The sequence below is a fragment of the Staphylococcus sp. HMSC062H10 genome (assembly GCF_001836945.1).
Classification (GTDB): Bacteria; Bacillota; Bacilli; order Staphylococcales; family Staphylococcaceae; genus Staphylococcus; species Staphylococcus aureus.
This window is the reverse complement of record NZ_KV830988.1, coordinates 45,051-59,518: the sequence shown is the minus strand read 5'-3', so window position 1 is coordinate 59,518 and position 14,468 is coordinate 45,051. Positions and strand designations below refer to the sequence as shown.

The 14,468-nt window shown below is 29.9% G+C and carries 18 protein-coding genes; 13 read left to right on the top strand and 5 right to left on the bottom strand.

The window, feature by feature from the left end:
* Positions 1 to 694 precede the first annotated feature (694 nt).
* The 9 genes from HMPREF2658_RS09680 to HMPREF2658_RS09640 all read left to right on the top strand — a co-directional run bounded on the left by HMPREF2658_RS09680 (position 695) and on the right by HMPREF2658_RS09640 (position 8,637).
* A complete protein-coding gene (locus HMPREF2658_RS09680; protein WP_001129741.1) occupies positions 695 to 2,845 on the top strand; it encodes a helix-turn-helix transcriptional regulator in 2,151 nt (716 codons plus the stop codon).
* 145 nt (positions 2,846 to 2,990) lie between these two features.
* Positions 2,991 to 3,350, top strand: a complete 360-nt coding sequence (sarX, locus tag HMPREF2658_RS09675; RefSeq protein ID WP_070854387.1) for an HTH-type transcriptional regulator SarX — start codon at positions 2,991 to 2,993, stop codon at positions 3,348 to 3,350.
* A 189-nt stretch (positions 3,351 to 3,539) separates the two neighbouring features.
* Positions 3,540 to 4,256 (top strand): YebC/PmpR family DNA-binding transcriptional regulator, encoded by a 717-nt coding sequence (locus HMPREF2658_RS09670; protein WP_000532969.1) that lies wholly within the window; start codon positions 3,540 to 3,542, stop codon positions 4,254 to 4,256.
* A complete protein-coding gene (locus tag HMPREF2658_RS09665) occupies positions 4,256 to 4,729 on the top strand; it encodes a cupin domain-containing protein (protein ID WP_000844823.1) in 474 nt (157 codons plus the stop codon). The genes HMPREF2658_RS09670 and HMPREF2658_RS09665 overlap by 1 nt, the downstream gene beginning before the upstream one ends.
* A gap of 91 nt (positions 4,730 to 4,820) precedes the next feature.
* Positions 4,821 to 4,937: a hypothetical protein gene (locus tag HMPREF2658_RS09660; RefSeq protein ID WP_001806154.1), complete on the top strand. Its 117-nt coding sequence runs from the start codon at positions 4,821 to 4,823 to the stop codon at positions 4,935 to 4,937.
* 144 nt (positions 4,938 to 5,081) lie between these two features.
* Positions 5,082 to 5,726: a ribonuclease FAU-1 family protein gene (locus tag HMPREF2658_RS09655; protein WP_000865625.1), complete on the top strand. Its 645-nt coding sequence runs from the start codon at positions 5,082 to 5,084 to the stop codon at positions 5,724 to 5,726.
* Positions 5,727 to 5,841: 115 nt separating this feature from the next.
* The gene (locus HMPREF2658_RS09650; protein ID WP_000687415.1) at positions 5,842 to 6,708 is read left to right on the top strand and encodes a LysR family transcriptional regulator; all 867 of its coding nucleotides are present in this window, start codon (positions 5,842 to 5,844) and stop codon (positions 6,706 to 6,708) included.
* 223 nt (positions 6,709 to 6,931) lie between these two features.
* Positions 6,932 to 8,152 carry a sugar efflux transporter gene (locus tag HMPREF2658_RS09645; RefSeq protein ID WP_000367064.1) on the top strand — a complete coding sequence of 407 codons (1,221 nt, stop codon included), beginning with the start codon at positions 6,932 to 6,934 and terminating at the stop codon, positions 8,150 to 8,152.
* Positions 8,149 to 8,637: a DUF456 domain-containing protein gene (locus tag HMPREF2658_RS09640; protein ID WP_000152582.1), complete on the top strand. Its 489-nt coding sequence runs from the start codon at positions 8,149 to 8,151 to the stop codon at positions 8,635 to 8,637. Before HMPREF2658_RS09645 ends, HMPREF2658_RS09640 begins: the two co-directional genes overlap by 4 nt.
* 98 nt (positions 8,638 to 8,735) lie before the next feature.
* On the opposite strand, the gene HMPREF2658_RS09635 is transcribed toward HMPREF2658_RS09640, so the two are convergent.
* A complete protein-coding gene (locus tag HMPREF2658_RS09635) occupies positions 8,736 to 9,425 on the bottom strand; it encodes a DUF1129 domain-containing protein (protein WP_000842865.1) in 690 nt (229 codons plus the stop codon).
* 127 nt (positions 9,426 to 9,552) lie between these two features.
* Here HMPREF2658_RS09635 and HMPREF2658_RS09630 point away from each other — a divergent pair, with 127 nt between their 5' ends.
* The 4 genes from HMPREF2658_RS09630 to HMPREF2658_RS09615 all read left to right on the top strand — a co-directional run bounded on the left by HMPREF2658_RS09630 (position 9,553) and on the right by HMPREF2658_RS09615 (position 11,511).
* Entirely contained in the window at positions 9,553 to 9,996 is a 444-nt protein-coding gene (locus tag HMPREF2658_RS09630) for a GNAT family N-acetyltransferase (RefSeq protein ID WP_001259685.1), read from the top strand.
* Between the two features lie 66 nt (positions 9,997 to 10,062).
* A complete protein-coding gene (locus HMPREF2658_RS09625; RefSeq protein WP_000733438.1) occupies positions 10,063 to 10,452 on the top strand; it encodes an SA0632 family lipoprotein in 390 nt (129 codons plus the stop codon).
* A 137-nt stretch (positions 10,453 to 10,589) separates the two neighbouring features.
* Entirely contained in the window at positions 10,590 to 10,889 is a 300-nt protein-coding gene (locus HMPREF2658_RS09620) for a hypothetical protein (protein WP_000545116.1), read from the top strand.
* A 79-nt stretch (positions 10,890 to 10,968) separates the two neighbouring features.
* Positions 10,969 to 11,511 carry a GNAT family N-acetyltransferase gene (locus tag HMPREF2658_RS09615; protein ID WP_000638623.1) on the top strand — a complete coding sequence of 181 codons (543 nt, stop codon included), beginning with the start codon at positions 10,969 to 10,971 and terminating at the stop codon, positions 11,509 to 11,511.
* A 94-nt stretch (positions 11,512 to 11,605) separates the two neighbouring features.
* Here the strand turns inward: HMPREF2658_RS09615 and HMPREF2658_RS09610 are convergent, their stop codons facing one another.
* The 4 genes from HMPREF2658_RS09610 to HMPREF2658_RS09595 all read right to left on the bottom strand — a co-directional run bounded on the left by HMPREF2658_RS09610 (position 11,606) and on the right by HMPREF2658_RS09595 (position 14,365).
* On the bottom strand, positions 11,606 to 12,172 hold the full coding sequence (locus HMPREF2658_RS09610; RefSeq protein ID WP_000820900.1) for an LOG family protein: 567 nt from the start codon (positions 12,170 to 12,172) through the stop codon (positions 11,606 to 11,608).
* Position 12,173: 1 nt separating this feature from the next.
* Positions 12,174 to 12,632: a YaiI/YqxD family protein gene (locus HMPREF2658_RS09605; RefSeq protein ID WP_000148819.1), complete on the bottom strand. Its 459-nt coding sequence runs from the start codon at positions 12,630 to 12,632 to the stop codon at positions 12,174 to 12,176.
* Between the two features lie 2 nt (positions 12,633 to 12,634).
* Entirely contained in the window at positions 12,635 to 13,318 is a 684-nt protein-coding gene (locus tag HMPREF2658_RS09600; protein WP_000358502.1) for a hypothetical protein, read from the bottom strand.
* 171 nt (positions 13,319 to 13,489) lie between these two features.
* Positions 13,490 to 14,365: an undecaprenyl-diphosphate phosphatase gene (locus HMPREF2658_RS09595; RefSeq protein ID WP_000469886.1), complete on the bottom strand. Its 876-nt coding sequence runs from the start codon at positions 14,363 to 14,365 to the stop codon at positions 13,490 to 13,492.
* Positions 14,366 to 14,468: the final 103 nt, after the last annotated feature.

Sequence of the window (14,468 nt, the reverse complement as noted above, 5' to 3'; positions counted from 1 at the left end):
AGTTAAATTAATAAAGAAATTCATATGAAGTTTTAGAATAATCAATAATGAATATCAACCTTAAATTGGAGCGATTGTCATAAATTAGAAATTTAGATAGAGATTTTACTGATAAAGCAATAAAAATATATTACCTTAATTGTAAAGATATTATTAATCATTGAAATGATTAACTGCTATAGTTCTAAAGTGAACAAATCTTAGAAGATAAACTTTAAACAGGTGTACTTGCCTTTCTAATTACACTTTTATTAGAAAAGTAAAGTATAGCTACGTATTAATTTTAAAATCGAAATATTAATAGGAATAAGTATAAATAATATAAAAAATTTAATGTTAGTTTGAGCTCATCTCAAAAGTAGAATGTGATTTAAATAAGTGTTTATTTTTAAATTGAAAATGAATATAAAACTAACAAAAGATAATAGTAATACGTTGTAGATGTGGTCATTTAAAATTATTTTGAAAATACTAAAAAGTAGTGTGTTTTCAATTGGATAGTTTAATTAAACTGACTACATCTATTTTTGTAATATTTAAATGATTGATATATGAGTTTAAAAATTAACCATTATATAGTTTTATTTATTTTTGATTTGGTATTCGTATTGTGTTAAATTTACGTTTAATTAAATAAGTTAAATATTATAGGGAATGATAAAAGTGGTATTTAAATATAGAAAGAGGTAAAGTTATGGCAAAATCATGCTTGCATATACTTACTAATAATGAATATGCGACAACGCGTTGCCAAGATGGCATAGTCTTATTTTGGCCAATTGACGGGGAAATCGAACTACAAAAATTTCGTAAAAGTAAAATAATTGAAGATGATATATATATCATTAATCATCTGGATGTATTTAGTATTAAGAATAATAAAAAAACGATCATGTTGTATTTGAGTAGCGATTGGTTTGCGGAATTAGGCTTTACTTTCTTTAATTATCACTATACAGCAAAGTTAATTAAATCATCCTATAATTTGAAATGCTTATTATTAAAATTGACATATCGATACCTTGATAATCAGCCTATTAATGACGCTGATATTAGAAAATTACAGGATATTATTAAAATCATTGCAAAAGAAGCAAGTATGGATAAAAAGATTGCGCAAAATCAATATCGTTATGCTTATTATGGTGATTTGCGAGATGAGCTCGAATATATTTATCAAAATGTAAATCAACGATTGACATTAAAAAGTGTCGCTGATAAATTATTTGTTTCAAAGTCAAATCTGTCTTCGCAATTCCACTTACTTATGGGCATGGGTTTTAAAAAATATATTGATACTTTGAAAATTGGAAAATCCATAGAGATTCTACTTACTACAGATAGTACTATTAGCAATATAAGTGAACATTTAGGATTTAGTAGCAGCTCAACGTACTCTAAAATGTTTAAAAGTTATATGGATATAACACCGAATGAATATCGTAATTTATCAAAATTTAATAAATGTATCATGCTTAATCCAGAGCCACTTGTAGGCGGTATGGCGCAAGAAGTAAAAGAAGTCATATTGAATTATATTGATCATTATAAAAATCACCTAACTGATGTTATACATATTGACGAAGATAAATTTGAAATACCTAAGTTATTTCAAACGGTTATTCAAATTAATACTTATACAGAAATGAAACTAGTTTTCTTAGAAGGGATTTTTAAAACCTTATTGAATAAGAACAGCCAAGTTGTCTTTTTCATCATGCCATCGATTTTAAAAAGTAAAAATACCATGTCCGAAGAAGAAAAGTTTACAATCATTAAAACCATAATTGAAAGTGATTTAAAGATAGCATTTAATATAAATGATATTGAAACGACTTATTATGTTGAAGAAGCTTTTATGAATGTTATTAGACAATTATCTCCAAACGAAATAAATCATCATAATAATTACGAAGTGCATTTTGTTTTTGATTTATCATTGATGGAAATTAGGACAATTTACCGTATGATTTTAAAACTACATAACATCATGTTAAATGTGAAATTAGGATTGAATATTACCTGTTTATTTGATAAACCTTCAGTTTTTAAATCACTAGTATCACAAATAAAGCGACTTAAATTCGATTCGTTAATAATAGATAATGCAAATTTAAGTAGCCCTTATTTGATGGGGGAAAGTGATGAGTTACTATTGAAAAATATTTTGCATTTTAAAAATTTAAAACAAGTTATTAACGAATTGGATATAGAACAAGAAAAGCTGATTTTTCTAAATGTTGAAAATCATAAACTGCTTAATAATAAAGAACGAGATTTAAGTAATAGTGCTCCATTAATTTATAAGACATTAAGTGCGCTGTATCATAACTTTGATGGTTTTGGATTAAACATTTTTGATAATCATCAAACATTTAATGCGATGCATCTATATGATAAAAATGGATTTAAAACAACACTAGGTCTTATATTAGAAAAGTTTATCGAATATGTCTCGAAACCAAAATACGAAAACAGTTATTATTCTATTTTTGATATAGAGAATTATTATTGTCTGGTTATTTATGATTGGCGAGTGATTGAGAGCGAGACAATTATGAGCAATTTTGAAGATAGTCAAGTTTATATAAATTTCAAAAATAATGTTTTAAACGATAAATATCTAATTGTAATAGAAACGTTAGATGAAAATAGTGGGAACATTAATCATTTGATCTCTAAAGAATTAAGAGATAAATATGAATGGAACCCCAGTTTACTCTCTAAAATTGACAACTACCTTAAACCGGCAATCGAGATTAAAGAGCATAACTTTAGTAATAATTCCTTAAATATTAACGTTACTTTTAATGCGTTATACATAATTAAAATAGGAAAAAAATAACACCTTGATATGTATTGCAAAATTTAATTTGCATTTGTTGGTAATTTTGACAACGTATTAAAAACAAATGAGAAAGACAATGGCAGAAAAATTTAAGATAATAATGACAGAAGCATTGTCTTTATATATTTGGGGGTGCAACATTTTGAATACTGAGAAATTAGAAACATTGCTTGGCTTCTATAAACAATATAAAGCATTATCTGAATATATTGATAAAAAATATAAGTTGTCGCTAAATGATTTAGCAGTCTTAGATTTAACGATGAAGTATTGCAAAGATGAAAAAGTACTTATGCAATCATTTTTAAAAACTGCAATGGATGAGCTAGATTTAAGTAGGACAAAATTATTAGTTTCTATAAGAAGACTAATTGAAAAAGAAAGACTTAGTAAAGTTAGATCATCTAAAGATGAGCGTAAAATTTATATTTATTTAAGTGATGATGATATATCTAAATTTAATGCTTTATTTGAAGATGTAGAACAATTTTTAAATATTTAATTGAAATTGAGTGTCGAAAGCATAGAAATTGCTTATCGGCACATTTTTAATTTATACATATTTTAAAACTAAGTAACAGATTGAAGAAATCGTAGTTCAATAATGTTAATTGTGAAAATGTATATAATCATAAAAAAATCATGTATAATATATGTTGTTAATTAAACAGTTCGAAAGCGAGATGACATTATGGGACGTAAATGGAATAACATTAAAGAAAAAAAGGCCCAAAAAGATAAAAATACAAGTAGAATATATGCGAAATTTGGTAAGGAGATTTATGTTGCAGCAAAATCTGGTGAACCAAATCCAGAATCTAACCAAGCTTTAAGATTGGTACTTGAACGCGCTAAGACATATTCAGTACCGAATCATATTATTGAAAAAGCAATAGATAAAGCTAAGGGTGCTGGAGACGAGAACTTTGATCACCTAAGATATGAAGGATTTGGCCCAAGCGGATCAATGCTTATTGTTGATGCGTTAACAAACAATGTAAATCGTACTGCATCTGATGTGCGTGCTGCTTTTGGTAAAAACGGCGGTAATATGGGTGTATCTGGATCAGTTGCATATATGTTTGACCATGTGGCAACGTTTGGTATTGAAGGTAAAACTGTTGACGATATACTTGAAACATTAATGGAACAAGATGTAGATGTAAATGATGTGATTGACGACAATGGATTGACAATAGTCTATGCTGAACCAGATCAGTTTGCGGTTGTTCAAGATGCGCTTCGTGCAGCTGGTGTAGAAGAATTTAAAGTAGCAGAATTTGAAATGTTACCTCAAACAGATATTGAGCTTTCTGAAGAGGACCAAGTAACATTTGAAAAATTAATCGATGCATTAGAAGATTTAGAAGATGTACAAAACGTATTCCATAATGTGGATTTGAAATAATGAAAACAGCAAAACAATGGATTAATGAATTACAACTCGAATCGCATCCTGAAGGTGGTTTTTATAGAGAGACGATCCGAGAAGTATTAAAAGATGGACACAGAGCGCCGTTTAGCAGTATTTATTTTTTACTTACAGATGACAATATTTCGCATTTTCATCGAATTGATGCTGATGAAGTATGGTACTATCATGCCGGTGATTCTCTAACAATTCATATGATAAATCCGGATGGAGCATATACGACAGCAACATTGGGTACTGATATCCAAAATGGAGATGTATTGCAATATGTAGTGCCTAAAGGAACAATTTTTGCTTCTTCAATTGAAAATTTAAATTCTTATAGTTTAGTAGGTTGTATGTGTCAACCGGCATTTGAGTTTAAGCAATTTGAATTGTTTAAGCAATCTGAATTATTTGTTCAATATCCGCATCTTAAATCAGTAATCGAAAAATATGCTTTAAAATAAAAAGAATCAATGAAGTGGTTTGAAGGTTGTTAATAAACCTTTGAGTCACTTCATTTTTATATGTATTCTTGATTGAATCAGAATAGATTTGATGCTTCAGCTGTTTTTAATGAAATTAACATTAAATGGTTTTGAAAATGATAAGACTATAATATTTATATTTTTGAAAAATCACTTTTATGAAGAAATGTGTGTACTATCTAATTAATATTGTCTATTTTAAGTAAATTGAAGCGAGTTGTAGTAAAATAATAATAAATATTTTCATATGATTAACAAAAACTATAAAACTGTATCATAACATGACATCATTTATGTAGTTTTATATAATAATGACAAGGAGTTGGTGACTGTGAAAGTAAAGTATATAGATAAACGTCACTGGCGTCGCCTAATTGATAGGGAATACACAGAGGTAAAAGTTAATAATAATAGGTTTAAAGGTATTATAGGCTTAGTCACGATGAAAAAGGTTCGTGATCCTTTAGAGGTGACGGTAGTTGGACAAAATATCATTGTCGCAGATGACAATTATAAATGGTTGCAAATACTACCTGAAAAAAAACGTTATAGTATTACTGTAATGTTTGATAATAAAGGCAATCCATTAGAATATTATTTTGATATAAATATCAAAAATATAACGCAAAAAGGTAATGCGCGTACAGTAGATTTATGTTTAGATGTTTTAGCATTACCAAGTGGTGAATATGAGTTGGTAGATGAAGATGATTTAATGTTTGCATTAGAAAGTGAGCAAATTACAAAAAAGCAATTTCATGAAGCATATATGATTGCACATCAAATTATGGCAGAGTTAGAAAATGATTTTAAAGGATTCCAAAAGAAAATTATGTACTGCTTTAATAAAATTAATGCAAAGGCTCAAAAAAATCGTCAAAAGCCACAAAATAAAACTAATTTTGAAAAAAGTAAACAAATAAAACCTAAGCAATATAATCAAACTAAAAATCACCAACAACAAAAGAAAAACTAAGTAATTCAAGCTGCAGCCATACCAATAAAATTGGTGAAATTATTCGTTAGTTATGAACTCATGAATGCTTGTAGCCATGAAAGTTCAATAATTGAATAATTTATGGGGGGAAATTATGAAGATTGAAGACTATCGTTTACTAATAACATTAGACGAAACGAAAACGTTACGTAAAGCGGCTGAAATTTTATATATATCTCAACCTGCTGTTACACAAAGACTAAAAGCTATTGAAAATGCTTTTGGAGTAGATATTTTTATCAGAACAAAAAAACAATTGATTACAACAACTGAAGGAACAATGATTATTGAGCATGCCCGTGACATGTTGAAAAGAGAGCGATTATTTTTTGACAAAATGCAGGCACATATTGGTGAAGTGAATGGAACGATATCAATAGGGTGTTCTTCATTGATTGGACAAACCTTACTTCCTGAAGTTTTGAGCCTATACAATGCCCAATTTCCAAATGTTGAAATTCAAGTACAAGTTGGTTCAACTGAACAAATTAAAGCAAATCATAGAGACTATCATGTCATGATAACTCGTGGAAATAAGGTAATGAATTTAGCTAACACACATTTATTTAATGATGATCATTATTTTATTTTTCCAAAAAATAGACGAGACGATGTTACAAAGTTGCCATTCATAGAGTTTCAAGCTGACCCGATTTATATAAATCAAATAAAACAATGGTATAACGATAATTTAGAACAAGATTACCATGCAACTATTACAGTGGATCAAGTAGCAACTTGTAAAGAAATGTTGATTAGTGGTGTAGGAGTTACAATCTTGCCAGAAATTATGATGAAAAATATCAGCAGAGAACAATTTGAGTTTGAAAAAGTAGAAATTGATAATGAACCACTGATTCGTTCAACGTTTATGAGTTATGATCCGAGCATGTTGCAATTGCCACAAGTTGATTCTTTTGTAAATCTCATGGCGAGCTTTGTTGAACGACCTAAGGCGTAGTTTTAGACTAATTTAAGGTTAGTATTTAATTTTAATCTATTCGATTAAATTGAACGCAGTTGGATGCTAACGCACCAACACAGAAGCTGACGAAAAGTCAGCTTACAATAATGTACAAGTTGGGGTGGGACGACGAAATAAATTTTGCGAAAATATCATTTCTGTCCCACTCCCATAAGAGCCCCTAATTAATAAATTAAAAGGGGCTCTAAGAAGCGGGGTTATGGATATGTTTGCAGCGTTATTACAAATAAAGAATTATAAACTCTTTGTTGCTAATATGTTTCTACTAGGTATGGGTATTGCGGTTACGGTCCCATATCTTGTTCTTTTTGCAACTAAAGATTTAGGTATGACAACAAATCAGTATGGATTACTTCTAGCATCTGCAGCGATTAGCCAGTTTACAGTAAATTCAATTATCGCTAGATTTTCGGATACGCATCACTTTAATAGAAAAATTATTATTATTCTCGCATTATTAATGGGTGCGCTTGGTTTTTCAATATACTTTTTTGTAGATACAATCTGGTTATTCATATTACTATATGCGATTTTCCAAGGATTATTTGCACCAGCAATGCCCCAACTTTACGCATCTGCTAGAGAATCTATCAATGTTTCAAGCTCTAAAGATAGAGCCCAATTTGCCAATACAGTATTACGTTCAATGTTCTCATTGGGCTTTTTATTTGGTCCATTTATTGGTGCGCAATTAATCGGATTAAAAGGCTATGCTGGATTGTTTGGTGGAACAATAAGTATCATTTTATTTACTTTAGTACTTCAAGTGTTTTTCTATAAGGATTTAAACATTAAACACCCTATTAGTACGCAACAACATGTTGAAAAAATTGCTCCTAATATGTTTAAAGACAAAACGCTTTTATTACCATTTATTGCATTTATTTTATTACACATTGGACAATGGATGTATACGATGAATATGCCTTTATTTGTTACTGATTATTTAAAAGAAAATGAGCAACATGTCGGTTATTTAGCTAGTTTATGTGCTGGTTTAGAAGTGCCATTTATGATCATTCTTGGCGTTTTATCATCTAGATTACAGACTCGAACGTTGTTGATTTATGGAGCGATTTTTGGAGGTTTATTCTACTTCAGCATTGGGGTATTTAAAAACTTCTATATGATGTTAGCAGGACAGGTGTTTTTAGCTATTTTCTTAGCGGTTCTTTTAGGAATTGGTATTAGTTATTTCCAAGATATCTTACCAGATTTCCCAGGATACGCCTCAACACTATTTTCTAATGCAATGGTTATTGGACAGTTAGGCGGTAACTTATTAGGTGGTGCTATGAGTCACTGGGTAGGTTTGGAAAATGTATTTTTTGTATCAGCAGCATCAATCATGTTAGGTATGATACTTATATTCTTTACTAAAAATCAAAAAATTACAAAAGAGGATGTGATATCAACATGACAATTATTTTATGGCTACTTATCATCGCTGCCTTCATGTTAGCATTTGTTGGGTTGATTAAGCCGATTATTCCTTCTGTTTTAGTATTATGGGTTGGCTTTCTAATCTATCAATTTGGCTTTCATAATCAGCATTTATCATGGGTGTTTTATGTATCTATGGCATTGCTAACAATATTAATTTTATGTGCGGACTTTTTAGCTAATAAATATTTTGTGAATCGCTTCGGTGGTTCTAAGTTTGGAGAGTATGCAGCTTTAATTGGTGTCGTTATTGGATGTTTTGTTTTACCGCCATTTGGAATTATTATTATACCTTTTATTTTGGTATTCATAGTTGAATTAATACAAGGCTATTCATTTGAAAGAGCAGTTAAAGTAAGTATAGGTTCAATCGTAGCATTTTTAACAAGTAGTATAGCTCAAGCAATCATTATGTTTATAATGATTGTATGGTTCTTTATAGATGCTTTATTGATTAATTAATAAAAAGCTTATTGCAAAATATGTTTTTCGGTAACTGTAATTTAGTGATTTTATCATTAACAGTACCAAATTAGCATATGATGTAATAAGCTTTTTGTTTATAAAAATGTATGAGAATGTTTTTTCGAAATATTTCTTTCAATGCGTAATCCAATAGGCATAACTATAAATGAAAATATAATAAATACCCAATTGCTTACCTGAATATATGGTCCAAAGGCAAGTAATGATTGTGGAATAAAGAATACATAGAAAAATCCTACAATTAGTAGAATGATTGCTAAATAGGTGAATATCCATATCCAATTTGAATTGTTAAAACACTGCAGTTGAATTGTTTTAAAACTAAACCATATAAATAAAAAGACAATAAAGAATCCAACGACTACTGAAAACGGGAATGAAACAAAATATAAATTACTTCCACTTTTTTCCATGAAAAATCCTAAAAATCCTTTGAGAAAACTAACAATACCAATTAATAGAACGATGTGCTGATATATATATTTAAAAATATTTTTAAATGTTTCATTAGGCATCGCTTTTAGTTCTTTTATTGCATGTGCTTTAGGGTCATGATTGAAAAAATCTAAGGCTAATAAACCATGTTGTTCTGCGCTTAATAATTGTTTAAGTATACGGTTAATAATTAACTCTGTATCATGAGGATTGACGCGAAAGTCAGAGCGCATATAAGTCATATAATTCTCGAAGATTTCTCTATCAGTATTGCTTAATCTTAATGATTTAACATTATTTTCTTTTGTTAATTGCGCAGTACTTTTCATTGTTACTTAAGCGCTCCTTTAAAAAATGTTTAATTCCAAATTAAAATGGAAATGATTTTATAGTATTAATAAGGTCAATCATATCATATTAAACGCATAAATATAACGATTAATATTGGAGAGGAAAATGAGGACACTTAATAAAGATGAACATAATTATATCAAGCAAATAGCTAGTATACATGAGACATTATTGTCGCAATCAGAATCCAACTATAAATGTACTAAACTGAGTATTGCTCTTAGGTACGAGATGATTTGTTCAAGATTAGAACATACAAATGATAAAATTTATATATATGAAAATGAAGGTCAATTAATAGCGTTTATTTGGGGACATTTTAGTAATGAAAAAAGTATGGTTAACATTGAACTGCTATATGTTGAACCACAATTTCGCAAACTGGGAATAGCTACGCAACTGAAGATTGCGCTTGAAAAATGGGCAAAAACTATGAATGCAAAGCAAATAAGCAGTACAATTCATAAAAGTAATTTACCAATGATATCTTTGAATAAAGATTTAGGTTATCAAGTGAGTCATGTGAAAATGTATAAAGATATTGATTAGAATTAGGACTATGTTGCTAATTCATGTTAAAATTAAAAAAGATTTAATGACGTTAAGGAGTTTTATATGAAGAAATTAATCATCAGTATTATGGCGGTCATGCTATTTTTAACAGGTTGTGGTAAAAGCCAAGAGAAAGCCACTTTGGAAAAGGATATCGATAATTTACAAAAAGAAAATAAAGAATTAAAAGATAAAAAAGAAAAGCTTCAACAAGAAAAAGAAAAATTAGCAGATAAGCAAAAAGACCTTGAAAAAGAAGTGAAAGATTTAAAACCTTCTAAAGAAGATAACAAGGACGATAAAAAAGACAACAAAAAAGACGAAGACAAAGATAAAGAGGCATCACAAGATAAGCAACCAAAAGATCAAACTAAGTCATCGAATAAAGATAATCACAAAAAGCCTACATCAACAGATAAAGATCAAAAAGCTAATGACAAACACCAACCATAATTGAATTGCTTACTTGTTATATATGAAAGGTACAGCGTTTTAAACCTTATTTTAAGGGTATGTATTAATTAAAATGGGGTCATGATTGAAACAGAACGTAAAAATAGACATCGTAATTAATAAAGGAGAGAAACGGCATGCATGAACAAGATTTTAGAATTTTAGAGGGTCAAGATATTACTTTGCCAGAATTAGGTAGAGAATTAGAAAATATTACTGGACGCACGATTGCTGATTCTACTGGCGAAATTAAGCGTGTAATTGCACATTTACCAAACTTTGAGTCCGATACAGATACTTTTGTTGCTACATATCGTTTAAACCATCAACAAGATTTTATAGATGCAACTTTTACTGCGCTGAAATCAGATAGAGCACGTTTAAAAGAAGTGCCAGTTCATGTTGAACTTATAAGTTATATTTCTAAATCAAAATAGACTGCTATCTAAAACGCAAAGTTGATCAAAATATCGATTTTGTGTTTTTTATTGAGAAATTATATAGGAGTGTCAATCGATGATTTATTGTGAAACAGAGCGTTTAATATTAAGAGACTGGCATGAAGATGATCTGTTACCTTTTCAAAAAATGAATGCGACTTATGACGTACGTAAATATTTTCCAAGTTTATTGAGTTATCGTCGTTCAGAATTAGATATGAGAACTATGGATGCGGTTATTAAAGATTATGGCATTGGATTATTTGCTGTAGAAGATAAAGAGTCCCATCAATGGATAGGCTTTATAGGTTTGAATTATATTCCAGAAACAAGCGAGTATCCATTTAAAGAATTACCGCTTTATGAAATAGGTTGGCGCTTGTTGCCAGAATTTTGGGGAAAAGGATTAGCAACTGAAGGCGCAAATGCAACGTTGAAGTTAGCAGAACAACATCAAATATACGATGTCTATAGTTTTACAGCAGAAGCAAATAAAGCTTCACAACGTGTAATGGAAAAAATTGGCATGACAGTGTATGATCATTTCGAATTGCCTAATCTAAGTAAGTATCATTTATTAAAAAGGCAAGTGCGTTATTACATTAATCTTCGAAAGTGAAAATTTATACATAAGCGTAACAAACACCCCTAATATTGTTTAGCTGATGATAACAATATTAGGGGTGTTTGTTTATTTTTTAACCTTAGAATGATTAATCGTATGAACGAGTACCTAGAGGTTTGAAATTCAATATTGATTCTATTAATGATTCCTTAGTGTCGCATAACGGTGCAAGTGCACGATACTTAGGATCAATAAAACCTTCTTCAATCATATGGTCAATCATTGTTTGTAGTGGGTTGAAAAAGCCATTAATATTATAAATGGCAATAGGCTTTTCATGGATACCTATTTGAGCCCAACTATACATTTCGAAAAATTCTTCTAGTGAACCTGCGCCACCGGGAGCCATGACAAATGCATCTGCAAGTTCTGCCATTTTATTTTTACGTTCATGCATAGAATCAACTAAAATTAATTCAGTTAAACGTTGGCTTGTGATTTCATGTTCATCTAACATTTTAGGCATGACACCAATAGCTTTGCCACCATGATCTAATACACCATCTTGAATGGCACCCATAATACCAATTGACCCTGCACCAAATACTAATTCATAACCTTGTTCAGCAAAATATTTACCTAAATTGTATGCTTTTTGTACATATGAAGGGTCATGACCTTTGCTTGCACCACAATAAACTGCGATTCGCTTCATATTAATCCAGCTCCTTAATTCGATGAATGACTCTTAATAGTGATTGTTCAAACACTTTTTGATCTTGCTTTGTAAAAGGTGGGGGACCTTTGTGGCGACCACCTTGTTTTCTAATTTGTGCATTTATATATCGTTTATCTAATAGTTGTTGAATATTTTTGGAATTGTATATCTTCCCATTATGATGCATGACAATTAAGACTTTGTCGACTAATAAACTTGCGAGTCCATAATCTTGAGTGATTACGATATCATCTTTCGTTGATAATTGAACAATTTTGTAATCAACTGCATCTGGTCCATCATCAACATATAATGTTGATACATGTGGGGGATATAATTGGTTCGAAAAATGGCTGAAGCTCCGAATAATTGTCACAAAAATGCCTGTCTCAGTTGTTAAATCTATAATAGAATCAACAACAGGACAAGCATCTCCATCAATAATAATATGTGTCACAATTATGCCTCTGTATTGTTTTCTTTATTTTGTTGAGAGGCGCTTTTGGCAACATAATCTTTATATTTTTTAAATGACTTGATGCGTGCTTTATCAGCTTCTTGTTGGCGTTTTTGTTCTTCTTTGTGTCGTTTTTCAATATTTTTTTGTAACTTTTTATTCATTTTAGCGATTTCTTTGCGATTTTTTTCAGCTAGTTTATCGCCTTTTTTCTCAGTTTTCTCATCTAATTTATTAGGTGTTAAGCCTGCTTTTTCTTCGTATTTTTGTGTTTTTTTCATATCTTTAATACGTTGTATTTCATTCTTTTCGCGGGCTTTTTGCTCTTCTTTATGACGCTTTTCGATATTTTTTTGAAGTATTTTATTCATTTTATCAGCGTCTTTACGATTTTGTTTAGCTAATTTTTCGCCTTTTTTCTCAATATAGGCAGGATCATGTTCTCTAGCAAACTTTTTAAGTTCACGCTTATTTTCAAAATCTTGTTTTTTATCGCCGACATATTCTTTAACATCACTCGCTGTGTTACTGATTGCTGCAGATGTTTTTGAAGCAACTTTACTTGTAGCATCTGTAACTTTTTGTACGTCCGGATGTTGTTTGATACGTTTACGTTCAACAATTAACGGTACCAATACAATTGGTAATACATTAATCATAAATTTGATGACTTTTTTCTTATCCATAGATCTTGCCTCCATAATTACTTTATTAATTTTACATACCCTATGATACATCAATATAAACGATGAGAGTAGTGAATCACTTATAAGTATTTCAGATGTTTTTTTAAAGAAGACAATATAAACTGCCAATCAAGTGGTTCCTTAATTGACAGTTTATATTTTAAAAGGAAATTAAATACCTTTACCAATGCCAAATCCGAAGTAAAGTATAGCAATAAAGATTACTAATACAATTCTGTAAATGGCAAATGGAATTAATTTGATTTTGTTAATTAGATGCAAGAATGTTTTGATTGCAATTAGTCCAACAGTAAATGCAGCTAAAAAGCCTAAAATATAAAAAGGTATATCAGCAATCTGAATATCTTGATAATGTTTTAATAAAGATAAACCACTAGCTGCTAACATAATTGGAACAGCCATAATAAATGTGAAGTCCGATGCTGCTTTATGATTTAATTTCATTAATACACCAGTTGAAATTGTTGAGCCTGAACGGCTGAAACCAGGCCACATAGCTACTGCTTGAGAGATACCAATTACAAACGCTTGGAAATAATTGATTTGATCCACTGTTTGTGGGTTTTTAACTTTAACTGAATACTTATCAGCGATAATCATATAGATAGCACCTACGAATAAGCCAATCATAACAGTTGGCACACTAAATAAATGTTCTTCGATGAAATCATCAAATAGTAAGCCTAAAATACCTGCTGGAACCATACCCACTAATACATGTAATAAATTTAAACGTCTTGGCTTTGAACGTCTTTGTTGATTGTTTTCTCCTTCAACATGTTTGTGTTTACCAATATGTAAAATCTCTAAGAAGCGTTCGCGGAACACCCATGCTGCTGCAAAGACGGATCCTAATTGGATGACGATTTTAAATGTAAATGCTGATTGAGAACCTAAAAATTCAGATGATTTTAACCACATATCATCAACTAGAATCATATGTCCAGTAGAGGAAACAGGTGCAAATTCTGTTAATCCTTCGACGATCCCTAAGATAATACCTTTTATTAATTCAATGATAAACATAATGTACCCACTTTCATTACTCAATTTAATTTATTTAAATATCAAAATTACCATATCATGATAGCATATTCATTTAAAGACATGCTAGTTATAGTTATAATAC